Source organism: Streptomyces aureocirculatus, assembly GCF_000720475.1.
GTDB lineage: Bacteria > Actinomycetota > Actinomycetes > Streptomycetales > Streptomycetaceae > Streptomyces > Streptomyces aureocirculatus.
In genome coordinates, this window is the sequence record NZ_JOAP01000005.1 from 159,726 (window position 1) to 185,020 (window position 25,295).

Annotated in this window: 16 protein-coding genes and 1 pseudogene; 5 read left to right on the plus strand and 12 right to left on the minus strand. The window is 71.1% G+C overall.

The genetic code is table 11. The annotated features are described in order from the left end of the window. Nucleotides 1-14: 14 nt before the first annotated feature. The 10 genes and pseudogenes from IG78_RS0105985 to IG78_RS0106030 form a co-directional block, all read right to left on the minus strand. Nucleotides 15-1,769, minus strand: a complete 1,755-nt coding sequence (locus IG78_RS0105985; RefSeq protein WP_030560240.1) for a S8 family peptidase — start codon at nt 1,767-1,769, stop codon at nt 15-17. Nucleotides 1,770-2,823: 1,054 nt separating this feature from the next. Continuing rightward, a pseudogene (locus IG78_RS0105990) lies at nt 2,824-3,849 on the minus strand (PAC2 family protein); the annotation flags it as partial. A 220-nt stretch (nt 3,850-4,069) separates the two neighbouring features. Further along, nucleotides 4,070-4,810 (minus strand): ferredoxin reductase, encoded by a 741-nt coding sequence (locus tag IG78_RS0105995; RefSeq protein ID WP_030560242.1) that lies wholly within the window; start codon nt 4,808-4,810, stop codon nt 4,070-4,072. 4 nt (nt 4,811-4,814) lie between these two features. Then, nucleotides 4,815-5,432, minus strand: coding sequence for a sulfite oxidase-like oxidoreductase (locus tag IG78_RS0106000; RefSeq protein ID WP_030560244.1), 618 nt, complete (start codon nt 5,430-5,432; stop codon nt 4,815-4,817). Then, complete coding sequence (locus IG78_RS0106005) at nt 5,429-6,787, minus strand: amidohydrolase (RefSeq protein ID WP_030560245.1); 1,359 nt, start codon at nt 6,785-6,787, stop codon at nt 5,429-5,431. The genes IG78_RS0106000 and IG78_RS0106005 overlap by 4 nt, the downstream gene beginning before the upstream one ends. A 79-nt stretch (nt 6,788-6,866) precedes the next feature. Beyond that, complete coding sequence (locus IG78_RS0106010; protein WP_030560247.1) at nt 6,867-7,661, minus strand: phosphorylase family protein; 795 nt, start codon at nt 7,659-7,661, stop codon at nt 6,867-6,869. 338 nt (nt 7,662-7,999) lie between these two features. After that, nucleotides 8,000-9,628, minus strand: a complete 1,629-nt coding sequence (locus tag IG78_RS0106015; protein ID WP_030560248.1) for a glycerol-3-phosphate dehydrogenase/oxidase — start codon at nt 9,626-9,628, stop codon at nt 8,000-8,002. A 37-nt stretch (nt 9,629-9,665) separates the two neighbouring features. After that, entirely contained in the window at nt 9,666-11,225 is a 1,560-nt protein-coding gene (gene glpK, locus IG78_RS0106020) for a glycerol kinase GlpK (protein ID WP_030560249.1), read from the minus strand. 43 nt (nt 11,226-11,268) lie between these two features. After that, on the minus strand, nt 11,269-12,054 hold the full coding sequence (locus IG78_RS0106025) for an MIP/aquaporin family protein (RefSeq protein ID WP_030560251.1): 786 nt from the start codon (nt 12,052-12,054) through the stop codon (nt 11,269-11,271). Nucleotides 12,055-12,343: 289 nt separating this feature from the next. Further along, nucleotides 12,344-13,108 carry an IclR family transcriptional regulator gene (locus IG78_RS0106030; protein ID WP_030560252.1) on the minus strand — a complete coding sequence of 255 codons (765 nt, stop codon included), beginning with the start codon at nt 13,106-13,108 and terminating at the stop codon, nt 12,344-12,346. 255 nt (nt 13,109-13,363) lie between these two features. On the opposite strand from IG78_RS0106030, the gene metH reads away from it, so the two are divergent. The 4 genes from metH (at nt 13,364) to IG78_RS0106050 (ending at nt 21,511) form a co-directional block, all read left to right on the plus strand. Continuing rightward, nucleotides 13,364-16,894, plus strand: coding sequence for a methionine synthase (gene metH / locus IG78_RS0106035; RefSeq protein WP_030560254.1), 3,531 nt, complete (start codon nt 13,364-13,366; stop codon nt 16,892-16,894). Nucleotides 16,895-17,195: 301 nt separating this feature from the next. Next, the gene (locus tag IG78_RS0106040) at nt 17,196-17,891 is read left to right on the plus strand and encodes an HAD family hydrolase (RefSeq protein ID WP_030560256.1); all 696 of its coding nucleotides are present in this window, start codon (nt 17,196-17,198) and stop codon (nt 17,889-17,891) included. Nucleotides 17,892-18,278: 387 nt separating this feature from the next. Continuing rightward, entirely contained in the window at nt 18,279-19,886 is a 1,608-nt protein-coding gene (locus tag IG78_RS0106045; protein WP_030560257.1) for an ABC transporter substrate-binding protein, read from the plus strand. Nucleotides 19,887-19,930: 44 nt separating this feature from the next. Then, nucleotides 19,931-21,511 carry an ABC transporter substrate-binding protein gene (locus IG78_RS0106050; RefSeq protein WP_030560258.1) on the plus strand — a complete coding sequence of 527 codons (1,581 nt, stop codon included), beginning with the start codon at nt 19,931-19,933 and terminating at the stop codon, nt 21,509-21,511. A gap of 116 nt (nt 21,512-21,627) precedes the next feature. On the opposite strand, the gene IG78_RS0106055 is transcribed toward IG78_RS0106050, so the two are convergent. Both IG78_RS0106055 and IG78_RS0106060 read right to left on the minus strand, forming a co-directional pair. Further along, complete coding sequence (locus IG78_RS0106055) at nt 21,628-22,299, minus strand: response regulator (protein WP_030560260.1); 672 nt, start codon at nt 22,297-22,299, stop codon at nt 21,628-21,630. A 15-nt stretch (nt 22,300-22,314) separates the two neighbouring features. Continuing rightward, nucleotides 22,315-23,244: a RecB family exonuclease gene (locus IG78_RS0106060; protein WP_030560262.1), complete on the minus strand. Its 930-nt coding sequence runs from the start codon at nt 23,242-23,244 to the stop codon at nt 22,315-22,317. A 69-nt stretch (nt 23,245-23,313) separates the two neighbouring features. Between IG78_RS0106060 and IG78_RS0106065 the strand changes: the two genes are divergently transcribed. Beyond that, a complete protein-coding gene (locus IG78_RS0106065; protein ID WP_430738984.1) occupies nt 23,314-25,284 on the plus strand; it encodes a site-2 protease family protein in 1,971 nt (656 codons plus the stop codon). The last annotated feature ends 11 nt before the right edge of the window (nt 25,285-25,295 follow it).

Below are 25,295 nucleotides of genomic sequence, written 5' to 3' on the forward strand. Positions count from 1 at the left end.
CCGACGCGCGTGGTTCAGCCCGTGACGACCAGGCCCACGACCTCCTCGTCCGAGAACCACACGCGTACGTCGGGTGCGCCTCCGCCGAAGGCGGCGTGCACCGCATGGCGGATCTCGGGCGTGGGATTGTTCAGGTTCCGCCACTCACCGGCCACGTACAGACGCAGCCGCGGCGGCAGTTCGGGCGGGTACGGGATCAGTTCGTCCCAGTAGCGTTCGGCGCGGCCCGAACCCACCGCCGACGGCAGCAGCTTGGTGACCGCCGCCTTGATGTCGGGGCGGTTGCCGATCCGCTGGGAGGCGGGACGGCCCGGCGCGTCCTGCTGGGGCGAGCCGGTGGCCCGCAGCAGCGCGCGCGCCCGTGACGACGTCATCGGCTGCTGGCCCGCGGCCTTGAGCATGCCCTGGAGCGCGGCGACGGCGCCGGCGACGACCGGGGACGCCGATGAGGTGCCGGAGAACGTGTCCGTGTACCAGGCGATCTCGTCCACGCCGCCCTGCAGATCGCCCGGCTGGTTCCAGAAGCCGCCGGTGGTCGTGGTCTCGCGGCCCCAGCCCTGGGCGTCCACGCGCGCACCGTAGTTGGAGAACGCGAGCCGCGAGCGGTCCGGGCCGTGGTCGCGGCCGTGGGTGCCGGGCGGCGGTGCGCCCGCGCCCACAAGGACGGCGTCGGACGACGGATTGGAGGGGTTGAACGGGTTGCGCCACCACGACGGGAACTCGTCGGGACGGCGCTCGTACACCGCGTCGTCAAGGGACTCCGACCCGTTGCCCGCGGCGCCGACCACGATGACGCCCTTCGCCGTCGCGTAGCGCACCGCGGCGAAGTCGTCCGGCCACCATTCGAGGGCGATGTACCCCTTCTGGTCGTCGCGCGCCTCGAACTCGCACTTCGGACCAGGACGGTGCAGTTGGACGAGGATGACGTCGCCCGGCGCGAGCCGGTCCGCCGCGGCGTGGATGGTCGCCGCCGTGCCGGACGGCATGAAGGACGCGGCCGCCGTCGCGGTGTCCGGCGCGATGCCGGTGATGCCGAACGTGTTGCGGTCACCGGCGATGACGCCGAGCACGGCGGTGCCGTGGTTGCGCCAGGCGAGGTCCTGGACGGGTGTCCCGATCACGACGCCGGCGAGCTTCGCCGTCAAGTCCTCGTGGCTGAGCTGCCAGGCGCCCTCGATGTCGATGACGGTCACGCCGTCGCCGCCACCGCCGAGCCGCTGCCAGGCCCAGTACGCGTCCACGCCCTCGGGCGCCGGGCGCAGATAGCCCTGCCGGCCGCTGAAGTCCGGTGTGACGGGCATGCCCTCCTTGCGGCGCCGGGTCTCGTCCGGCTCGCCGGTGCTGCCCTCATGCCCGGCCCGGCCGAGCGTGGCGGGCACGGCGCCCGGTTTCACGTACGCGGTGTCGATGCCCGGCAGCGCGGCCATCCGCGCGCGCAGTTCGTCGGCGCGGTCCTCGCCGCCCCGCACCCGGTAGAAGAGCGCCAGGTCGGGTACGTCGTCCGCCTGCTCGGGCATGGCTGCCCGGAGCCGGTCCTCGCTGCCGAACAGCGGCTCCAGGGTGAGTTGTTCATCAGTCAGGAACATGTTCAGGGCGGTCACGTCGGAGCCCGTGGCCGAGCGGACGCCCTGCTCCTGGGCGCGCAGTTGGGCCTCGGGCCGGGCCACGAGAATGAGCTCCTGCTCGGCGCCACGGTAGGTGAACCCCGCGCCGTCGGGTCCCGGGCCGCTGCCCCCGGGGTCGCTGCCCCGCTGCACCTGGTCGGTCATCGCTCCACCGCTCCCTTCGGTCCCGCGTCCCGCCTGCCTTCCGGTCGCTGCACACCCTGCTACCGCCGCGCCCACTCGTCCAGACCCTTTTCGCCCAACAGAGTTTGAAATCAAGTTGAGTTGGGAAACGTGTGCAATTCATCAAGAAACCCGTGTCACGCCTCATACCGGCCAAAGGCGTGCGGGGCGGTTGTGTTGAGCTGAGCCTTGGGCAACGAGAAGGGGCGACACCCTCGCGGGTGTCGCCCCTGTGTGCCTCGGCCGACGTGCCGTGCCCCGGGCCGGGCCGGGCCGGGCTTGGCCTTGGTCCTGGCCCTGGGCCGGGCCTCGGTTCGGGCCTTGGCCCTGGCCGTGGGTCGGGCCTTGGTCCTGGCCTCGGTTCAGCCTCGCTTCGGGCCCTGCTTCTGGCCCGGGGTCGGGAGCCTGTCCCGGTCTCGTCCGGGCTGTGGTTCCGGCTGGGCCGGATCGTATGCCGGGGGGCGGGCCGGGGGAGGGCGTCGTGTGCTCCCCCGGGCTAGTCCTCGGAGGAATCTCCTGACGAGGAATCGTCGGTCGCGGCCTCACTCCGGCCACGGTCCGCGCCGCCGGTGTCGTTCGCGCTGCCGCTGCCGCTGCCACCGTCTGCGCTGCTGCTGCCGCCGTCCGCGCCGCTGCCGCCGTCCGCGCCGCTGTCGCTTTCCGCGCCGCTGTCGCTGCCGCCGTCCGCGCTGGTGCTGCCGCCGTCCGCGCCGCCGCTGCTGTCACCGCCCGCGCTGCTGCCGCTGTCGCCGCCGCTGCCGACGTCGCTCGCGCCGCCGCTGTCGTTGCTGCCGGTGCCGTTTTCGGCGTCCTCCCGGGCGTTCTTGCCGGAGGCCTTGCCCGGTCCGTCCGGCCTGTCCGGTCCGTCCGAGCTGTTCGGTCCGTCCGGACCGCCCAGTGCCGGGGTGCCGGAATCCTGGCTCGGCGCGGCATCGGTACCGGCGGCGGGCCGTGCGTCAGCGTCCTCGGTGCCCTCCGCGTCGGCGGAGGCGTCACCGGGCGCGGAACCCGCACGCGGGTCGCCGCCCGCGCCCCCGGCCGAGGCATCCGTACCCGCCCCGGGTCGCGGCTGCGGCTTCGGAGGGCGGGTGCGGTCGCTCGGGGCGTCGCGCAGATAGGCCGCACCCTCGCCGCCGTCCGTGGCATGCCCGCCCAACTGGCCGGGCCCGCCCACGGACCCCGGGCCGCCCGGACCCGAGCCCGCGACCTGGCCGGGCCCGCCGCCGTCACGCCGCCGGAGATACCGCTCGAACTCCCGCGCGATGGCTTCGCCGGACGCCTCCGGAAGCTCCGCGGTGTCCCGCGCCTCCTCCAGGGACTGGACGTACTCGGCGACCTCGCTGTCCTCGGCGGCGAGCTGGTCGACGCCCAACTGCCAGGCGCGCGCGTCCTCCGCCAGCTCGCCCAGCGGGATCCTGAGGTCGATCAGGTCCTCCAGGCGGTTGAGGAGCGCGAGCGTCGCCTTCGGGTTCGGCGGCTGCGAGACGTAGTGCGGCACGGCCGCCCACAGGCTGACCGCAGGGACGCCCGCGTGCGTGCACGCCTCCTGGAGAATGCCGACGATGCCCGTCGGGCCCTCGTACTTGGTCTCCTCCAGGTCCATGGTGCGCGCCAGATCCGCGTCCGATGTGACGCCGCTGACCGGGACCGGACGGGTGTGCGGTGTGTCACCGAGCAGCGCGCCCATGATCACGACCAGCTCCACGCCCAGCTCGTGGGCGAAGCCGAGCAGTTCGTTGCAGAACGAACGCCAGCGCATGGACGGCTCGATGCCCCGCACCAGGACGAGGTCCCGCGGCTTCGCACCGCCGACGCGGACCACCGAGAGCCGGGTCGTCGGCCAGGTGATCTTCCGCACACCGCCGTCGAGCCACACCGTGGGACGGTTGACCTGGAAGTCGTAGTAGTCCTCGGCGTCCAGCGCCGCGAACACCTCGCCCTTCCACTCCTTGTCGAGATGCGCGACCGCGGTGGAGGCGGCGTCGCCGGCGTCGTTCCAGCCCTCGAACGCGGCCACCATGACCGGGTCGATCAGCTCGGGTACCCCCTCGAGCTCGATCACCCAGGCCTCCTTCCGACGTTCTCCTCATAAGTACGCCCCAACCTTACGGCGTCCCGCGGGGCCCTCCGCAGCCCCCCGGCGGCGCCGAGTGCCGGGATCACTGCCCAGGTCAACTGCCCGTCACGCATGCTTCACAAGGTGAAGCGCAGCCACTGCTCCACGCTCGCGACGTGCACCGTCGCCCAGGCCCCGCCACCGCCGCCGTCGCCGAGCAGGAGGTTCAGCCGAAGCGTTCGATCCTGATCCTGTCCACCGGCTGGCCGCCGTCCACCAGGAGCCGTGAGGCGTGCTCGGCGAAACCGTTGGAGCCGCAGATGTACGCCTCCCAGCCGCCGTCGGGCTGCCCGGCCCCCAGGTGAGGGGCCAAGTGCCCGGCGTTCAGGCGGCCTTCGGTACGGGTGAGGACGGCCGTGGTCTCGTCGCCGTACTCGTCCGCGTAGATCAGATCCGTACGGGTGCGTGCAGAGACGATCAGGCGCAGCGGCACGGTCAGACCCGCGCGGCGGTGGTGGCGGATCATCGACATCAGCGGTACGACGCCGGAGCCCGCCCCGAGCAGCAGCGCGGGCCGGTCACCGGGCCAGGCGAAGAAACCGGACAGCGGGCCGCGCACCTCCACGGTGTCGCCGACGCACGCGACGGTGTGCAGATGCCCGGACACCTCGCCGCCCGGCGCGTGGTCGAGGGTCAGCTCGATCTCGCCGCTCTCGTCGGGCGCGGACGCCAGCGAGTAGTGGCGTTGGGCGACGTACCCGTCCGGCGCGGTGAGCCGCAGCATCAGGTGCTGGCCCGGCAGGTGGCCCTGCCAGTCGGGCACCTTGAGCCGGAACGTCGAGGCGGCGGGCGTCTCGCGGCGGATCTCCGTGATGAGGGCGGGCTGCCACAGGGACGCCGATCGGCTGCTCACGGCGATGCGGCCGGGGACGGCGAAGGCGGTCGGGGGCACGAAGGACCTGTCCATGGGCTCAGTCCCCCGCGTACCGCTGCTCGCGCCACGGGTCGCCCCGGTGGTGGTAGCCGTTCTGCTCCCAGAAGCCCGGCTCTTCGTGGTCGAGGAGGGTGAGGCCCGCGATCCACTTGGCGCTCTTCCAGAAGTACAGGTGCGGGACGATCAGGCGGGCGGGCCCGCCGTGCTCGGGCGGCAGCGGCGCGCCGTCGTACTCCCAGACGATCCACGCCCGGCCGCCGCTCACATCGGCGAGCGGCAGGCCCGCGGTGTAGCCGGTGTGGGAGTACGCGACGACATGCGTGGCCACGGCCGACGGCTCGGCGGCGCCGAGGAACGCGTCCAGGCTCACACCGCCGAAGCGCACCCCGAACTTGGACCAGCTCGTCACGCAGTGGATGTCGCCCCGGTACTCGGACGCGGGAAGCGCGTGCGCCTCGTCCCAGGTCCAGGTGCGCGGACGCGCCACGAGACCGTCGACGCGGAACGTCCAGTCGGCGGCCGCCAGGCGCGGCGTGACCTCGGCGGAAAGGACGGGCCAGCCGTCGCGGGCGTCGTACTGCCCCGGGGGCAGGCGCGGGTCGCGGTCGGCGGCGCGGGCGCGGCCGGTGAAGCCGCGGGTGGGTTCGGAGCTCATGTGCTGACGTTTTTTCCGGTCAGGTTCTCGGGGGTGGTGCGGGGGCGGGGGAGCGGGGCGCCCACCGCGTCGCGCAGACCGCGGACGGCCTGGCGCTCGTCGACGGTACGCAGGGTCCACTCGCGCATCAGGACGCGGCCGTCCACGACGGTGTCGCGCACGTCGGCGGCGCCGGCGGCGTACGCGAGTGTCGAGTACGGGTCGTGCGGGGGCGCCAGGTGCGGGCGGTCCAGGCCGACGACGACCAGGTCGGCGCGTTTGCCCGGCTCCAGGGAACCGAGCTGCTCGCCGAGCCCGAGGGCCCGCGCGGACTCGATGGTGGCCATCCGTACGGCCTGCTCGGCCCCCACGGCCGTCGGATCGCCGCCCGCCTTGTGCACGAGCGCGGCCATCCGCACCGCGCCGAGCAGGTCGAGCGTGTTGGAGCTCACCGCGCCGTCCGTGCCCAGGCCCACGGTGACGCCCGCCGCCGTCAGATCCGGCACCCGCGCTATGCCGCAGCCCAGCTTGAGGTTGGACACCGGGCAGTGCGCGACTGCCGTGCCCGTGCGGGCGAGCGCCGTGATCTCGGCGTCGGTCAGGTCGACGGCGTGCGCGAGGAGGGTGTCCGGGCCGAGCACGCCGAGCGAGTCGAGGAGTTCGACGGGCCGCATGCCGTGCAGCTCGGTGACGGTCGCCACCTCGGTGCTGTTCTCGGCGGCGTGCAGGTGCAGCAGCGCGCCGTGCGCGCGGGCCAGCGAGGCGATCGCGGTGAGCTGCTCGGGCGCCAGGGTGTACGCGGAGTGGGCGAACACCACCGGCCGGGTGCCCGGCGCCGGGGTGCGGGCGGCCAGGTGGGCGTCGGCCCAGCCGAGCCGGTCCGCGTAGGGGCGGCCGTCCGGCGGCTCCGGGACATCCATGAACGTCGGCCCCGTCAGCAGCCGCCACCCGGCCGCGCGGGCCACCTCCTCGGCCGCCTCATGGAACCAGTACATGTCAAGGGCGGCCGTCACCCCGCCGCGTATGGACTCCGCGATCGCCGCCCGGATGCCCGCCGCGACCGTCTCGGGGGAGAGCAGCTCGGCCTCGCGAGGGATGACGCGCTCCAGGAAGCCCTGGAGCGTCAGGTCGTCGGCGGAGCCGCGCAGCAGCGTCATCGCCAGGTGCGTGTGCGTGTTGATGAGGCCCGGCAGGACCAGACACCCGCGCGCGTCGATCTCCTCGGTCGCCGTGTACGCGGCACGCAGCCGCGCCGCGGGGCCGACCTCGACGATCTCACCGGCACGCACGGCGACCGCGCCGTCGGGGACGACGGTGCCGGACGCGTCGACGGTGAGGACGTCGCCGCCGTGGACGAGGAGATCAAGGGGAAGCATGCGTTCCGTTCCATGTGGAGGGGGCCGAGGCCGCTACCAGGGGCTGCGCCTCAAGGGGTGATGACGGTGCGGGGGACGGCTACGGGGCGGGCGTTCGCTGCGCGGGCAGCCCGGCGTCGTCGGCGGCCAGCAGGCGCAGTGCGTCCAAGGTTATCCGGGCGCCGCGGGCGACCCCGTCGGCGACCACGGAGCGGTGCGGGTCGTAGCCGCCGGTGGCCTCCTCGTCGACCAGGTCGTCGGCGTTGGCGCCGTCGACGACGAGCGCGCCGCCCGCGAGCAGGCCGCGCGTCGAGGCGAACACGTACAGCGCCGAGAGCTCCATCTCGATCGCGGCGATCCCGGCCCGCTCGTAGACGTCGGCGGGCAGCGGCAGGAAGCCCGACTGGAAGGCCGCCCGGGTCCACACCACGCCACGGTGGAACGGGGCGTGCGCCGCGCGGGCCGCGCGCTGCAGAGCGAGCACCGCCTCCGGCGCGGCGAACGCCGGGTACTCGGCCGGGATGAGCTGCTGGGTCACGCCGTCGTCGCGCACCGCCGCGTCCGCGATGACCAGATCGCCGTCCCCGACGCCGGGCCGGATCGCGCCCGCCGTACCGAGCCGGATGAAGTGCGTCACACCTGCTTCGGCCAGCTCCTGGAAGAGGCACAGGGCCCCCGGCGCGCCCACGCCGTGCGACGACACAACGACCGGCAGGCCCTGCCAGGTTCCGGTGAAGGTGCGGTACTCGCGGTGGTACGAGACCTCCTTGGCGTCGTCCAGGAGGTCGGCGACCGCCGCGGCGCGGGCGGGGTCGCCGACGACGATCGCGTGGGCGGGGAGGCCGGTGCGGGGGATGCCCGAGATGGGCAGGGTCTCTTGAGCGGTCGACGTCATCCGGGGCTCCTGGTCGGGGCTTGGGGGGCGGGCGTGGGTGGGCCTCGCGGTGCGCCCCAGTCCCGCCCCTTTCCCGAAACCGGGGGCTGCCGCCCCCTGGACCCCCGCTGATCGCCGCTTCGCGGCTCGTCCTCAATCGCCGGACGGGCTATCTATAGCCCCTCCGGCGATTGAGGAGCGGGGGTCTGGGGGCAGAGCCCCCAGTTTCGGTGAAGGGGCGGGTCTGGGGCGCCCCGCGAGGCCCCCCACGCCGCTGCGGATCGTAACCCCACCGGCATGCGTAAGGGGCGGTCGCCATGGCGATCGCCCCTTACCAACCCTCACCAACTGCTAAGGGCTCAGCTCTTCTTGCCCAGCAGGTCCTCGACCTTGCCGCGGATCTCGTCCGTGGCAAGGCCCCGGATCGTCAGCGTCGTACGGCGGCGCAGCACGTCGTCAGCCGTCTCGGCCCACTCGTTGTCGCGGGCGTACACGACCTGGGCCCAGATCTCCGGCGCGTCGGGGTGGACGCGCTCGGCCAGCTCCGGGTTCTCGTTCGCCAGGCGGGCGATGTCGAAGGACAGGGAGCCGTAGTGCGTGGCCAGGTGGCGCGCGGTGTCGGGCGCCATGCGCGGGCCGGGGGCCGGGCCGTCCACGAGGAGGCGGTGGGCGACCGCGCGCGGGTTGGCGATGCCGGGCAGCGGCAGCTTCTTCGGCAGCTCGGAGATCGGCACGAAGTCCTCGCCGGCCCCACCGAGCGGGTGGCCGGGGAGCGACTCGAGCTTCTTCATGACCGTACGGCCGATGTGACGGAACGTCGTCCACTTGCCGCCCGCGACCGACAGCATGCCGCCGCGGCCCTCGGTGACGACCGTCTCGCGCTTGGCCTTGGAGGTGTCGCCCGGGCCACCGGGCAGCACCCGCAGACCCGCGAAGGAGTACGTGATCAGGTCGCGGGAGAGCTGCTGGTCGCGGATGGAGAACGCGGCCTCGTCCAGGATCTGCGCGGTGTCGGCCTCGGTGACGCGGACGTCGGCCGGGTCGCCCTCGTACTCCTCGTCGGTCGTGCCGAGCAGCAGCATGTCCTCCCAGGGCAGGGCGAACGTGATGCGGTACTTGTCTATCGGCGTGGCGAGCGCGGCCTTCCAGGGGGCGGTGCGCTTGAGGACCAGGTGCGCGCCCTTGGAGAGGCGGATGGAGGGTGCCGAGTCCGGGTTCTCCATCTTGCGCAGGTGGTCGACCCAGGGGCCGGTCGCGTTCAGGACCAGGCGGGCGTTCACACCGAACTCGGCGCCGTCCACGCGGTCCTTGAGGTCCGCTCCGGTGACCCGGCCGCCGGTGAAGCGCAGGCCGGTGACCTCGGCGTGGTTGAGGACGGCGGCACCGGCCTCGGCGGCGGCGCGGACCGTCATCAGGGCCATGCGGGCGTCGTTCATCTGGTCGTCGCCGTACACGGCCACGGCCTTCAGGTTGTCGGTGCGCAGCTCCGGCACGTCCTGCGCCGCCTTGGCGGGGGAGAGCAGGTGGCCGACGCCGTCGCCGAACGCGGAGAGCGCGCTGTAGGCGAAGACGCCCGCGCCGAGCTTGGCGGCGCCGTGCGGGCCGCCCTTGTAGACCGGCAGGTAGAAGGTGAGCGGGTTGGCGAGGTGCGGTGCCACCTGACGGGACACCGCACGCCGCTCGAAGTGGTTCTCCGCGACCAGCTTCACCGCGCCGGTCTGCAGGTAGCGCAGACCGCCGTGGAGGAGCTTGGAGGAGGCGGAGGAGGTGGCGCCGGCGAAGTCGCCGGCGTCCACCAGGGCCACCCTGAGACCCGACTGCGCGGCATGCCAGGCGGTGGAGATGCCCAGGATTCCGCCACCGATCACCAGGAGGTCGTAGGACGCCTTGGAAAGACGGTCGCGGGTCTCGGCGCGGCTCGGCGCGCTGCCGGCGGCCGGGGGCGTACCGAGGGCCGGGAAGGCGGGGCCGCTCTGCAGGGTGGTCATGATTGATTGACTCCTCGTCAGGCGAGCTGAGTGCGGTTCAGCTCTCGTCGTCCTCGAGCCAGCCCATGGACCGCTCGACGGCCTTGAGCCAGCTCTTGTACTCACGGTCGCGGGTGGCCGCGTCCATGCGGGGGGTCCACTCCGCGGCCCGGCGCCAGTTGGCACGCAGGTCGTCGGTGGAGGACCAGAAGCCGACGGCGAGACCGGCGGCATAGGCGGCGCCGAGGCAGGTCGTCTCGGCGACCATGGGGCGCACCACCGGTGCGTCAAGGAAGTCCGAGAGGGTCTGCATCAGCAGGTTGTTGGAGGTCATGCCGCCGTCGACCTTGAGGGCCGCGAGTTCGACGCCGGAGTCCTTCGTCATGGCGTCGGTGATCTCGCGGGTCTGCCAGGCGGTGGCCTCCAGGACGGCGCGCGCGATGTGCGCCTTGGTGACGTACCGGGTCAGACCGGCGATCACACCGCGGGCGTCGGAGCGCCAGTACGGGGCGAACAGACCGGAGAAGGCCGGTACGAAGTACGCGCCGCCGTTGTCCTCGACCGAGGACGCGAGGGTCTCGATCTCGGCGGCGGAGTTGATCAGGCCCATCTGGTCGCGCATCCACTGCACCAGCGAACCGGTGACGGCGATGGAGCCCTCCAGGGCGTAGACCGGCTTCTGGTCGCCGATCTGGTAGCCCACGGTGGTGAGCAGGCCCGAGTAGGAGTTGATGGCCTTCTCACCGGTGTTCATCAGCATGAACGTGCCGGTGCCGTACGTGGACTTCGCCTCGCCCTCCTCGAAACAGGTCTGGCCGAACAGGGCCGCCTGCTGGTCGCCGAGGGCGGAGGCGACCGGGATGCCGCCGAGCAGGTCACCGAGCTTGCCGCCGCTGACCTCGCCGTAGACCTCGGCCGAGGAGCGGATCTCGGGGAGCATCCGCATCGGCACGCCGATGGAGTCGGCGATGCGCTCGTCCCACTTCATGGTGTGCAGGTTCATCAGCATGGTGCGGGAGGCGTTGGTGACGTCGGTGACGTGCTTGCCGCCGTTCACACCGCCCGTCAGATTCCAGATGACCCAGGAGTCCATGGTGCCGAAGAGGATGTCGCCCGTCTCGGCGCGCTCGCGCAGGCCCTCGACGTTGTCGAGCAGCCAGCGGGCCTTGGGGCCTGCGAAGTAGGAGGCGAGGGGCAGGCCCGTCTCGCGGCGGAAGCGGTCCTGGCCGACGTTGCGGCCGAGCTCCTTGCAGAGGCCGTCGGTGCGGGTGTCCTGCCACACGATGGCGTTGTGCACCGGCTCGCCGGTGGTCCTGTCCCACAGCAGCGTGGTCTCACGCTGGTTGGTGATGCCGATGGCCTTGATGTCGTCGCGGGTGATGCCGGCCTTGGAGATGGCTCCGGCGACGACTTCCTCGACGTTGTTCCAGATCTCGGTGGCGTTGTGCTCGACCCAGCCCGGCTTCGGGAAGATCTGCTCGTGCTCCTTCTGGTCGACGGAGACGATGCGGCCGTCCCGGTCGAAGACGATGCAGCGGCTGGACGTGGTGCCCTGGTCGATGGCCGCGATGAAGGGGCCGTCGTGCGAAGGAGTGCCTGCGGTGTGCGCGTCGGTCACGGTGTGCTCCTGAAGTACGTGGTGGTGTGGTCGGCGGGTTCGCTCAGAACAGCTTGAAGATGTATGCGGCAAGAGCGCCGCCGATCAGCGGACCTGCGACCGGAATCCACGCGTACGACCAGTCCGAGCCACCCTTGTTGGGGAGCGGGAGCAGGGAGTGCACGATGCGGGGGCCCAGGTCGCGGACCGGGTTGATGGCGTAGCCCGTGGGGCCGCCGAGCGAGAGGCCGATGCCCACCACGACCAGTGCGGTGATCAGGGCGCCGAGGGTGCCGAGGCCGTTGCCGCCGTCGTTGAGACCCTGCGTGAGGATCGCGAGGACGAGCACGGTGGTGGCGATGATCTCGGTGACGAGGTTCTGCGCGACGTTGCGGATCTCGGGACCGGTGGAGAAGACGCCGAGCACGGGGCCCGCCTTCGGCGCCGCCTTCTGGTCGACCATGCCGTCCTCGACGGGCTGGGCGGCGATGATCTCCGGGTCGGTGAGATGGGCCTGGAACTGGCCGTAGTACGTGGCCCACACCAGGAGCGCACCGATCATGGCGCCGAGCAACTGCGAGGCGAGGTAGATCGGGACGTCGCTCCACTTGGTGCCGCCGTCGACCGCGAGGCCGATGGTGACCGCCGGGTTCAGGTGGGCGCCCGAGACACCGCCGGCCAGATAGGCGCCGGTCAGCACCGCGAAGCCCCACCCGAAGGTGATGGCGAGCCAGCCGGCGTCCTTGGCCTTCGAGCGCTTGAGCGTGACGGCGGCGCACACGCCACCGCCGAGCAGGATGAGCACGGCGGTACCGATGGTCTCGCCGATGAAGATGTCGGAGCTGGACACCCGCGACTCCTTTGTCCTTCGTCCAGGGGAAGGCGAACCCCGGGTCCCTCCGGTGGTCCGCGCCCTCAGGTGAGGGCGTTGCCGGCCCTGGCCTGTCCCACTGTAACGCGTAATGCCGTTAGGTGTTCGACAATGCCGACCGGTGGACGCGAGTCTGGCCGTGGGGTTACCAGCACGTCAAGACTTCTGTAATTGAAAACACGATCGTTATTGATCGTTCTGAGCTATCAGGAGCACCGCGACCGCAGGAGGCCGCGGAGGGGCGCCGACCCGGGCCCAGCGCGGGCTGTCAGAACCGGCTTGCGCCCAGGTCCCGGGAGACCGCACGGGCGCAGTCCCGCACCGCCGCGATCAGCTCGGACCGCAGCTCGCCCTCGGGGCTGACCCGCTCCACGGCCCCCGTGATGCCCACCGCGCCCACCGGCATCCGCCGGCGGTCGTGGATGGGGGCGGCGACGGACGCGATGCCCTCCCAGGTCTCCTCGGTGTCGGCCGCGTAGCCCCGCGCGCGGGTGAGGTCGAGGACCCCTTCGAAGGACTCGGCCTCGGTCACCGTGTGCGCGGTGAAGGACTGCCGCTCGCCTTCCATGACCTCGCTGTGCGCCACCGGGTCGTACGCGGCGAGCACCTTGCCGAGTGCCGTGGAGTGCAGTGGCTGCATCGCCCCGACCTCCAGGACCTGCCTGCTGTCGTCGGGCCGGAAGACGTGGTGGACGATCAGGACGCCCTGCTGGTGCAGCACGCCCAGGTACACGCTCTCGCCGCTGGAGCGGGCCAGGTCGTCGGTCCACACCAGGGCGCGGGCGCGCAGCTCGTGCACGTCCAGATAACTGTTGCCAAGACGCAGCAGCTCCGCGCCGAGCTGATAGCGCCCCGAGGCCGCGTCCTGCTCGACGAACCCCTCCTGCTGGAGGGTGCGCAGGATGCCGTGGGCCGTTCCCTTGGCGAGCCCGAGGGAGGATGCGATGTCCGAGAGGCCGAGCCGGCGCTCGCCGCCCGCGAGCAGCCGCAGCATCGCGGCGGCCCGCTCCAGCGACTGGATGTTCCGTGCCATCGCAGTCCTGTCCTCCATCCCCGTTTGACGTTCGGCAATGCTGAACACTATCGGTCGTTGCCGACCTCTGGCTAAGGGTGCGTGTGCAGGATTCGCGCCGGACGGGGCCGGGCGAACACTTCCGGCCACATGGCAAAGGGGTCCGCTCACTGGGACGCTCTCACGGTGGGACCAAGGTCCCGGCTACCCTGACCGGGTGCGGGTCCCCAAGGAACCCGCAAAGCCGACAGCCGTCGCACTCCAGGGAGCTCATTCATGGCCTCGTTGCCGACCCCCTCATCCGTTTCCGCAGCGGAGTCCTCCGCCGGGAAGCGGGCCGACGCCCTCCGCGAAGCACTGGCGACCCGCGTGGTGGTCGCTGACGGCGCGATGGGCACCATGCTGCAGGCACAGGACCCCAGCCTCGAGGACTTCGAGAACCTCGAGGGCTGCAACGAAATCCTGAACGTCACACGCCCCGACATCGTGCGCTCCGTACACGAGGAGTACTTCGCCGCGGGCGTCGACTGCGTCGAGACCAACACCTTCGGCGCGAACCACGCCGCGCTCGCCGAGTACGACATCCCCGAGCGCGTCTTCGAGCTCTCCGAGTCCGGCGCCCGCATCGCCCGCGAGGTCGCCGACGAATTCACCGTCGCCACCGGACAGCAGCGCTGGGTGCTCGGCTCCATGGGCCCCGGCACCAAGCTGCCCACCCTCGGCCACGCCCCGTACACGCTGCTGCGCGACGCCTACCAGCAGAACGCCGAGGGCATGATCGCGGGCGGTGCCGACGCCCTCCTGGTGGAGACCACCCAGGACCTGCTGCAGACGAAGGCCGCCCTCCTCGGCGCCCGCCGCGCCCTCACCGCCACCGGCGCCAACCTGCCCCTCATCTGCTCCGTGACCGTCGAGACGACCGGCACCATGCTGCTCGGCTCCGAGATCGGCGCCGCGCTCACCGCCCTGGAACCCCTGGGCATCGACATGATCGGCCTGAACTGCGCGACCGGGCCCGCCGAGATGAGCGAGCACCTGCGCTATCTGGCCCGGCACTCCCGGGTCCCGCTGGCCTGCATGCCCAACGCCGGTCTGCCCGTGCTAGGCAAGGACGGCGCGCACTACCCGCTGAGCGCCCCCGAGCTCGCCGACGCCCAGGAGACCTTCGTCCGCGAGTACGGCCTGTCCCTGGTCGGCGGCTGCTGCGGTACGACGCCCGAGCACCTGCGCCAGGTGGTCGAGCGGGTCCGCGGCCTCACCCCGCCCGAGCGCGACCCGCGCCCCGAGCCGGGCGCCGCCTCGCTGTACCAGACTGTCCCGTTCCGACAGGACACCTCGTACATGGCCATCGGCGAGCGCACCAACGCCAACGGCTCGAGGAAGTTCCGCGAGGCCATGCTGGACGGCCGCTGGGACGACTGCGTGGAGATGGCCCGCGACCAGATCCGCGAGGGCGCGCACATGCTCGACCTGTGCGTCGACTACGTGGGCCGCGACGGCGTACGGGACATGGAGGAGCTGGCCGGACGCTTCGCCACCGCCTCCACGCTGCCGATCGTCCTGGACTCCACCGAGGTCCCGGTCATCCAGGCGGGCCTGGAGAAGCTGGGCGGCCGCGCGGTCATCAACTCGGTGAACTACGAGGACGGCGACGGCCCCGAGTCCCGCTTCGCCAAGGTCACCGCGCTCGCCCAGGAGCACGGTGCCGCGCTGATCGCCCTGACCATCGACGAGGAGGGCCAGGCCCGCACCGTCGAGAACAAGGTCGCCATCGCCGAGCGCATCATCGAGGACCTGACGACGAACTGGGGCATCCACGAGTCGGACATCCTCATCGACACCCTGACCTTCACCATCTGCACCGGTCAGGAGGAGTCCCGCAAGGACGGCATCGCGACCATCGAGGCGATCCGCGAGCTGAAGAGGCGCCACCCGGACGTTCAGACCACGCTCGGCCTCTCCAACATCTCCTTCGGCCTCAACCCGGCCGCCCGCGTCGTCCTCAACTCCGTCTTCCTCGACGAGTGCGTCAAGGCGGGCCTGGACTCCGCCATCGTGCACGCCTCCAAGATCCTGCCGATCGCGCGCCTGGAGGAGGAGCAGGTCAAGGTCGCACTCGACCTGATCTACGACCGCCGTGCCGAGGGTTATGACCCCCTGCAGAAGCTCATGGAGCTCTTCGACGGCGTCAACATGAAGTCCATGAAGGCCGGCAAGGCCGAGGAACTCCTCGCCCTGCCGCTGGACGAGCGGCTGCAGCGCCGCATCATCGACGGCGAGAAGAACGGCCTCGAGGCCGACCTCGAAGAGGCCCTCGTCGACCGCCCCGCCCTGGCCATCGTCAACGACACGCTGCTCGAGGGCATGAAGGTCGTGGGCGAGCTCTTCGGCTCCGGCCAGATGCAGTTGCCCTTCGTGCTCCAGTCCGCCGAGGTCATGAAGACCGCGGTGGCCTACCTGGAGCCGCACATGGAGAAGACCGACGCCGAGGGCAAGGGCACCATCGTGCTCGCCACCGTGCGCGGCGACGTCCACGACATCGGCAAGAACCTCGTCGACATCATCCTGTCCAACAACGGCTACAACGTCGTCAACCTCGGCATCAAGCAGCCCGTCGCCGCCATCCTCGACGCCGCGCGGGAGCACCGGGCCGACGTCATCGGCATGTCAGGCCTCCTGGTGAAGTCCACGGTGATCATGAAGGAGAACCTGGAGGAGCTGAACCAGCGCCAGATGGCCGCCGACTACCCGGTCATCCTCGGCGGCGCCGCGCTGACCCGTGCCTATGTCGAGCAGGACCTGCACGAGATCTACGAGGGCGAAGTCCGCTACGCCCGCGACGCCTTCGAGGGCCTGCGCCTGATGGATGCCCTGATCGCGGTCAAGCGCGGCGTGCCCGGCGCCACCCTGCCCGAGCTCAAGCAGCGCCGCGTGCCCAAGCGCGAAACCCCCGCGGTGGCCGTCGAGGAGCCCGAGGGCCCGGCCCGCTCCGACGTGGCCGTCGACACCCCCGTGCCGACGCCGCCGTTCTGGGGCACCCGCGTCATCAAGGGCATTCAGCTCAAGGAGTACGCGTCCTGGCTCGACGAGGGCGCACTCTTCAAGGGCCAGTGGGGCCTGAAGCAGGCCCGCGCCGGTGACGGACCGACGTACGAGGAACTGGTCGAGACCGAGGGCCGCCCGCGCCTGCGCGGCCTCCTGGACGAGCTGCAGACCAAGAACCTCCTGGAAGCGGCCGTGGTGTACGGCTACTTCCCGTGCGTCTCCAAGGGCGACGACCTGATCATCCTGGACGAGCAGGGCAACGAGCACACCCGCTTCTCCTTCCCGCGCCAGCGCCGCGGCCGCCGCCTGTGTCTCGCGGACTTCTTCCGCCCCGAGGAGTCCGGCGAGACGGACGTCGTCGGCCTCCAGGTCGTCACCGTCGGCTCCAGGATCGGCGAGGCCACGGCCGAGCTGTTCGCCGCCGACTCCTACCGCGACTACCTTGAGCTGCACGGCCTCTCCGTGCAGTTGGCGGAGGCGCTCGCCGAGTACTGGCACGCCCGTGTCCGCTCCGAACTCGGCTTCGCCGGTGAGGACCCGTCCGACGTCGAGGACATGTTCGCCCTCAAGTACCGGGGCGCCCGCTTCTCCCTCGGCTACGGCGCCTGCCCCGACCTGGAGGACCGCGGCAAGATCGCCGAACTCCTGCAGCCGGAGCGCATCGGCGTCCAGCTCTCGGAGGAGTTCCAGCTCCACCCCGAGCAGTCGACGGACGCGATCGTGATCCACCACCCGGAGGCGAAGTACTTCAACGCGCGGTAGACGTCCCAGCCCGCCCGGCAATGGCCGGCCCGCCCGGCGAGGCTGGATCTTCCAGCCCGTCCGGCGAGGTTGGATCCTCCGGCTCGTCCGGCGAGGCCGAATCTTCCAGCCCGTCCGGCGTTTGAGGACGAGGCCGAAGGCCGATAAAGGGGGCCCGGGGGCAGAGCCCCCGCAACGGCGCCGAGCCCCCGGGAGATATCCCAGGGCGCACGGGACGCAAGCCCCGTACACTGAACGGTCCAGCTCAGGCCGGTCCCCCTTGGGGGACCGGCCTTCTCGTCCCTGATGGAGGTGTGCCCGTATGACCAGTACGGTCCCCGCGCTCGGTACCCGAACGGCGGAAGGCTCCGCGCTGCAGGCGGTTCTCCTCGACATGGACGGAACCCTCGTGGACACCGAGGGCTTCTGGTGGGACACCGAGGTCGAGGTCTTCGCCGGGCTCGGCCACGCCCTGGACGAGTCCTGGCGGGACGTGGTCGTTGGCGGCCCCATGACGCGCAGCGCCGGCTTCCTCATCGAGGCCACGGGCGCCGACATCACCGTCCCCGAGCTGACCGTGCTGCTCAACGACGGCTTCGAGGACCGCATCAGCCGCACCCTGCCGCTGATGCCCGGAGCCGCGAGACTGCTCACCGAGCTCGCCGCCCACGACGTGCCGACGGCGCTCGTCTCCGCCTCGCACCGGCGCATCATCGACCGGGTCCTTGACTCCATCGGCGCCCATCACTTCCGTCTCACCGTCGCCGGTGACGAGGTGGCGCGCACCAAACCGCACCCGGACCCCTATCTGGTCGCCGCCGCGGGCCTCGGCGCCGACCCGGCCCGCTGCGCCGTCATCGAGGACACCGCCACCGGGGTTGCCGCCGCGGAGGCCGCGGGCTGCCGGGTCGTCGCCGTGCCGTCCGTCGCGCCGATCGCGCCGTCCGACAGCCGGACCGTCGTCCCTACACTCGAACACGTCGACCTGCGCTTCCTGCGCGGGCTCGTGCGGACCTGACGGACGGGACCGGCGAACCGGCCGCCGACAGCCGCCGATGGCTGAAACACCCAGGCCCCATGGCCAGTTGAAAGTGTGACGTTTCCCACCTCGAAGAGGGTCGACAGAGGGCCTCTCCTGTGCAGGAGAGCCCTTACTCCCCGAGGGCGGCATGACCTTGTGTCCTGATTGGGTCAGTCGTGCACGAAACCTTCCAGTGTCGGGTTATCGGTGCGTCCACGCCCTGTATCACTGCGTGATGGGAGCTCAACTCCAGTCCCCTCCAATGCCCCTGGTGGCGCGGACTAATCTCGTCGCGAGAACATCGCCCCACCCCCCCCGTGCCTCATCAACCCCACCCCGCCGTTGTCGGAATCACGGGATCAAGAGCTCTGGAGAACGTCCAGCATGAACCGCAAGACTCTGGTGCTGCCGGCCCTCATAGGCCTGCTCGCCCCCACGCTCGCCGCGTGCGGCGGTTCGGGCAGCGGGGACGGCGACGGTCCCATCGCGGTGGGCACCACGGACCGGTTCGCCGTATCGAAGGAGATCCCGGCTCCCTTCGACCCGGCGTACTCCTATGACGCCGGTACCTGGAACATACTGCGCCAGACCTTGCAAACGCTCATGGCCATGCCGCGCGGGGGCGGCGAGCCGGAGCCCGAGGCGGCCCAGAAGTGCGGTTTCACCGACACCGGCAACGAGCGGTACGCGTGCACCCTGCGCAAGGACCTGAAGTTCGCCGACGGCAAGCCGCTGACCGCCGCCGACGTGAAGTTCTCCATCGAGCGCGTGCGCGACATGAAGGTGGCCAACTCCAGCGGCGTCGACGGCCTGGTGTCGAACGTGGAGACCATCGAGGTCCAGGGCGAGCGCGGCATCGTCTTCCACCTCAAGAGCCCGGACGCGACGTTCCCGTTCAAGCTCGCCACTCCGATCGCGGGCATCGTCAGCCCCGACAAGTACAGCAAGAACAAGCTGCGCGACGGCTTCGATGTGGACGGCTCCGGCCCGTACACCGTCAAGTCGGAAGTGAAGAACGGCCAGGTCGTCAAGGCGGTCTTCAGCAAGAACTCCCACTACAAGGGTTCTTACACGCAGTCGAACGACAAGGTCGAGCTGCGCACCTTCATGAACACCGCCAGCATGGGCAAGGCGCTGGACAAGGGCGACATCGACCTGATGACCCGCACCATGTCGCCGCAGCAGATCAAGGATCTCGACGAGAGCCCGGGCAAGGACATCGACCTCGTCGAGATGCCCGGCCTCGAAATCCGCTACCTCGCCTTCAACACCACCGCGCCGACCGTCAAGAACAAGGCCGTGCGGCAGGCGATGGCCCAGATCGTCGACCGCGGCGAGGTCGCGAGCAGCGTGTACGGCTCCACCGCCGACCCGCTGTACTCCCTGGTGCCGACCACCATCACGGGTCACTCCAACTCGTTCTTCAACAAGTACGAGAACCCGGACCCGAAGAAGGCCAAGCAGTTGCTCTCCCAGGCCGGCATCGACACACCGGTCAAGCTGACCATGCACTACACCACGGACCACTACGGCCCGGCCACGAAGAAGGAGTTCGAGACGCTGCAGAAGCAGCTCAACGACAGCGGCCTCTTCGACGTGCAGATCAAGGGCGAGATCTGGAACACCTTCCGCCCGGCGGAGCGCGAGGGCAAGTACGACGTCTACGGCATGGGCTGGTTCCCCGACTTCCCCGACGCAGACAGCTTCCTGGCACCGTTCCTCGGCGAGGACAACTTCCTCGGCTCGCCCTACCGCAACCGCACCATCAACGACGAACTCATCCCCACCTCCCGCCGCGAGGCCGACCGCCTCAGCGCCAGCAAGAGCATCGAGAAGATCCAGGACATCGTCGCCGAGGACGTCCCGGTGCTACCGCTGTGGCAGGGCAAGCAGTACATCGCCGCGCGTGACGACATCACGGGCGTCGAATGGGCCCTGAACTCCTCCTCGAATCTGCAGCTCTGGGAGCTCGCCCGCGGTGTGAGCGACTGACCGGTCGCGGCACCCGTGTACGGAAACAACGACAAGGCACGTAAGTGAAACTGCGCAACCAGTGGCTGACCGTTCCCCTCACCTCCGGCCTCGCCGCGACCCTGCTCACGGGGTGCGGGTCGGAGACCGGCGGCTCGGCCAAGGACAGCGACTCCGTGGTGGTGGGGATGTCCGACGACGTCCTCGCCACCGACCCCGCCTCCGGTTACGACCCGGGCTCGTGGCTGCTCTTCAACAACGTCTTCCAGTCGCTCCTGAGCTTCCCCAAGGGAGCCACCGAGCCGGAGCCCGAGGCCGCGCGCAAGTGCGGCTTCAGCGACCAGCAGGCCAAGGTCTTCACCTGCACGCTGCGGGACGGCCTGAAGTTCAGCAACGGGAACTCCCTGACGTCGAAGGACGTCAAGTACTCCTTCGACCGCATGCGGAAGATCGACGTCGAGGGCGGTCCTGCGACCATGCTGTCGATGCTCGACACCGTCACGACGCCGAACGCCAAGACGGTCGTCTTCAAGCTGAAGTTCCCCGACGCGACCTTCCCCAGCAAGATCGCTTCCGGCGCCGGCTCCATCGTCGACCACCGCGAATACCCCATGGACGAACTGCGCACGGACGGCGAGGCCGTGGGCTCGGGGCCGTACAAGCTCGACTCGTTCAGCAAGGACGAGGCGCAGTTCTCCGTCAACTCCCGGTACCAGGGCACCGCCAAGACCCGCAATGACGGCGTCACCCTGCGCTTCTTCAAGAACGACCGCAAGGGCCTGAAGCAGGCGATCACCGACCACGAGATCGACGTCGCCTATCGAGGCCTGGCCGCCGCGGACATCGACGACATCGAGAAGAACGCCTCCGACCAGAAGATGGAGATCATCGAGGGCACCAGCGCGGAGGTGCAGCACCTGGTCTTCAACATGAAGGACCCGATGGCCGGCAAGTCCGGCGTGCGCAAGGCCATCGCCTATCTCCTGGACCGCGAGGCGCTCGTCGACCAGGTGTACCAGGGCACGGCGACGCCGCTGTACTCGATCGTCCCGGCCGGTATCGGCGGCCACAACACGGCCTTCTTCGACACCTACGGCGCCCGCCCGCAGCGGGACAAGGCCGCGGCCGCGCTGAACCAGGCGGGCATCGACGGCAAGGCCAAGCTGACGCTGTGGTCCACGCCGTCCCGCTACGGCCCCGCAACCGACCAGGAGCTGCGCGCGATAGCCAAGCAGCTCAACGCCAGCGGTCTGTTCGAGGCCGATGTGAAGTCCGTCGAGTTCGAACAGTACGAGAAGGACATCAAGGCCGGGAAGTACGGCGTGTACGTCAAGGGCTGGGTGCCGGACTATCCGGACCCGGACAACTTCACGCAGCCGTTCTTCGGCAAGGACAACGTCCTGTCGAACAACTACGAGAACCCGACCATCACCGGGAAGATCATTCCCAATACGGCCGCGCAGAGCGACCGCACGTCGACCGACAAGGACTACGGCCGGCTCCAGAACATCGTCGCCGAGGAGCTGCCCATCCTGCCCGTCTGGCAGGCCAAGCAGTACGCCGTCGTCCGCGACAACGTGTACGGCGTGGAGTCCTGCCTGGACGCGTCGACCGTCTTCCGCTTCTGGGAGATCAGCAAGGGCTGAGCGCCGGGCCGAGCAGAGCAGCGAGGGCTGAGCGCCGCGCCGAGCGGAACAGCAAAGGGGGGCGGATCCCGTACGGGATCCGCCCCCCTTTCCTTGCTTGCTGTCCCGGGCGGGACTTACTGCGCCCCCGGCCGGACGAGGCCGCTCTCGTAGGCGTAGACGGCCGCCTGCACCCGGTCCCGAAGGCCCAGCTTCGTCAGGACGTGTCCCACGTGCGTCTTCACGGTCGTCTCGCTGACGAACAGGTCCGCGGCGATCTCGGCGTTGGACAGCCCTCGGGCGACCAGCTTCAACACCTCCACCTCACGCTCCGTCAGCGTGTGCAGCGTGTCGGGAACCGGCTCGTCCCCGGACGGCAGATGCCCCGCGTACTTGTCGAGCAGCCGCCGGGTGATGCTCGGCGCCAGCATCGCCTCGCCCCCGGCGACCACCCGGATCGCCTGCACCAGCTCGTTGGCCGGGGCGTCCTTGAGGAGGAACCCGCTGGCGCCCGCGCGCAGCGCCTCCACCACGTACTCGTCGAGATCGAAGGTGGTCAGGACGAGGACCTTCGCCGGGCCGTCCCTGCCGGGTCCTGTGATCTGCCGGGTGGCCTCCACCCCGTCCATCCGCGGCATGCGGATGTCCATGAGCACCACATCGGGCTGTAGTGCCCGCACTTGGTCCAGAGCCTGCAGGCCGTCTCCGGCCTCGCCGACGACCGCGATGTCCTGCTCGGCCTCCAGGATCATGCGGAAACCCGTGCGCAGCAGCGGCTGGTCGTCGACCAGTAGGACGCGGATGGCCACGTAATTCTCCTTCGCCTAGCCCGGGCCCATTCTGCCCTGCTCGTCACCGGGCGACTCCGGCGGCCTCACCGCGAGCGGATACGGCGGGGGCGTGCCGCCGAATTCCGGACAGACCGCCCGGTGGTCGCACCAGCCGCACAGCTTCGTCGGCCGCGGCCGCCACTCTCCCGTCTCGGTGGCACGGACGATGGCGTCCCACAGGGAGAGCAGCTTCCGCTCGACCCGCTCCAGGTCGGCCTCGACCGGGTCGTATGTGATGACGTCGCCGCTGCCCAGGTACACGAGCTGGAGGCGGCGGGGGACGAGGCCCTTCAGGCGCCACACCACGAGGGCGTAGAACTTCATCTGGAACAGGGCGCCCTCCGCGTACTCGGGGCGGGGGGCCTTGCCGGTCTTGTAGTCGACGATGCGGACCTCGCCGGTCGGGGCGACGTCGACGCGGTCGATGATGCCGCGCAGCTTCAGGCCCGAGGCCAGCTCGGCCTCCACGAACAGCTCCCGCTCGGCGGGCTCCAGGCGCGTCGGGTCCTCCAGCGTGAACCACCGCTCGACCAGGCGCTCGGCGTCGGCCAGCCACCGGGCCAGGCGCTCGCCGACGCCGTCCGCGTCGCCCGTGCGGTCGTCCGTGGCATCGGCGTTCTCGGCGTCGTCGTCCGCGAAGAGCTCTGCCAGCTCCGGCTTGGCTTCGCGCAGGCGCTCCCACTGTCCCGGGATCAGGGCCTTGGCCCGCGGCGCCGTGCGCTCGGTCGCGGGCGCGTCGAACAGTCTCTCCAGGACGGCGTGGACCAGGGTCCCGCGGGTGGCCGCCTCGCTCGGCTTCTCCGGCAGCTTGTCGATCACTCGGAAGCGATACAGCAGCGGGCACTGCATGAAGTCGCTCGCGCGCGAGGGCGACAGGGACGCCGGGCGCGCGGCCACCCGGATGTCGTCGGTCCTGGTTTCCATGACCTCAGACCCTACGACCCACCACTGACAACCGCCGCATACCATCGACGACAGACCCTCCCGCCCTGCATGATCGTGCGTGTACCGCGCCGGAGCAGGAGCGGGGGACGCATCGAACGAGGGGACATCGTGGACGAAAGCGGCGGCAGCGGCAGGCCGCAGTCCGAGAACGCGCCCGCCCAGGCGGAGAGCGCGCCGTCCAGCACGTCCCGTCCGGCGGCCGGCCACCGCCCGTCCGACGAGCCCGGCCCGGCGTCGGGCCCGTCCCGTCCGGTGGGCGGGTCCCTCGACGAGGGGTCCGACTCGGGGGAGCATCCGTCCCGTCCGGCGGTCGGCCGTGACCCGGCAGATGAGCCCGGCCCGGCAGATGAGCCCGGTCCGGCCGATGAGCCCGGTCCGGCGGTGGGGCCGTCCCGTCCGGCTGCCGGGCCCCTCGGCGAGGAGTCCGCCCCGGGGGAACATCCGACCCGGCCCGGCGATGAGGCCGGCCCGTCTAGGCCCACGGGCCATGACCCCGCGGAAGGCGAGCCCGGCGCGCCGACGAGCCCGGCACAGCCCGAGGTCGACCCCGCTCCCCCCCGTGACGGCGAGCACGGCACGGCGCCGGGCGGGACGCGGCCGGGAGACGCCCCAAGGACCGACGACACGCCCGGCCCGGCAGGTGAAGGTGAGCGCCGCGTCGGCAGCGAGCCCGACCCGGTGGGCGGCGACACGGCCGGGTCCCCGGGTGAGCGCCCGGCGCCCCCGCGCCCCGGTGCTTCCGTGTCCGTCCGGAAGGAACACCCCGCCGACCGAGGAGCCGACGGGAGCGAGGCCGCCCGGGCGGCGCGCACCCGGCGGGCGCAAGCCCACCACACGCCGGGCGAGCCGCCCAAGGAGGAGCCGAAGAACCCCGGTGGCGGTCTGCTCATGGGGCGTCCCTTCGGGGTGCCCGTGTACGTGGCCCCGAGCTGGTTCCTGGTGGCCGCGCTGATCACCTGGGTGTTCGGCGGGCAGCTCGACCGCGTACTGCCCGAGCTCGGCAACGCCCGCTATCTCGTGTCACTGTTCTTCGCGGTCGCCTTCTACGCGTCCGTGCTCGTCCACGAGCTTGCCCACACCGTCGCGGCCCTCCGCTTCAAGCTGCCGGTGCGCCGCATCCAGCTCCAGTTCTTCGGGGGCGTCAGCGAGATCGAGAAGGAGAGCGAGACGCCGGGACGCGAGTTCGTGCTCGCGTTCGTCGGCCCGCTGCTCTCCCTCGTCCTCGCGGGCGTCTTCTACGCGGGCATGCAGGCCGTGGAACCCGGCACCGTGCCGGGCGTACTGCTCGCCGGTCTCATGATCTCCAACCTCATCGTCGCCGCCTTCAACCTGCTGCCCGGCCTGCCCCTCGACGGCGGCCGCATGCTGCGTGCCGTCGTCTGGAAGATCACCGGCAGGCCCATGAGCGGCACCGTCGCCGCCGCCTGGGTCGGCCGCGCCCTCGCCATCTCCGTACTCGTCGGCCTGCCGATCCTCAACCAGTCCGGCGCCCTCGGCGGCGAGACCCAGGACATCGGCGGCATGGACACCGTCACCGACGCCCTGCTCGCCGCGATCCTGGCCGCCATCATCTGGACCGGGGCCGGCAACAGCCTGCGCATGGCCCGGCTGCGCGAGCACCTGCCCGAGCTGCGCGCCCGCGCGCTGACCCGGCGCGCCGTCCCGGTCGAGACGGACACCCCGCTGTCCGAGGCCCTGCGCCGCGCCAACGCCGCCGGGGCCCGCGCCCTGGTGGTCGTCGACGCCGACGGCGACCCCCTGTCGGTGGTCCGGGAGGCGGCCATCGTCGGCGTGCCGGAGCACCGCCGCCCCTGGGTGACGGTCGGCGGGCTCGCCCAGGACATCACCGAGGGCATGCGGATCCCCGCGGACGTGGCGGGGGAGGACCTCCTGGACCGGCTGCGGACAACCCCCGCGAGCGAGTACCTGGTCGTCGAGGAGTCCGGCGAGATCTACGGCGTCCTGTCCGCCGCCGACGTCGAGCGCGCCTTCGTCAAGGCCATGGCACGGCCGAACTGACACCCCGCGGC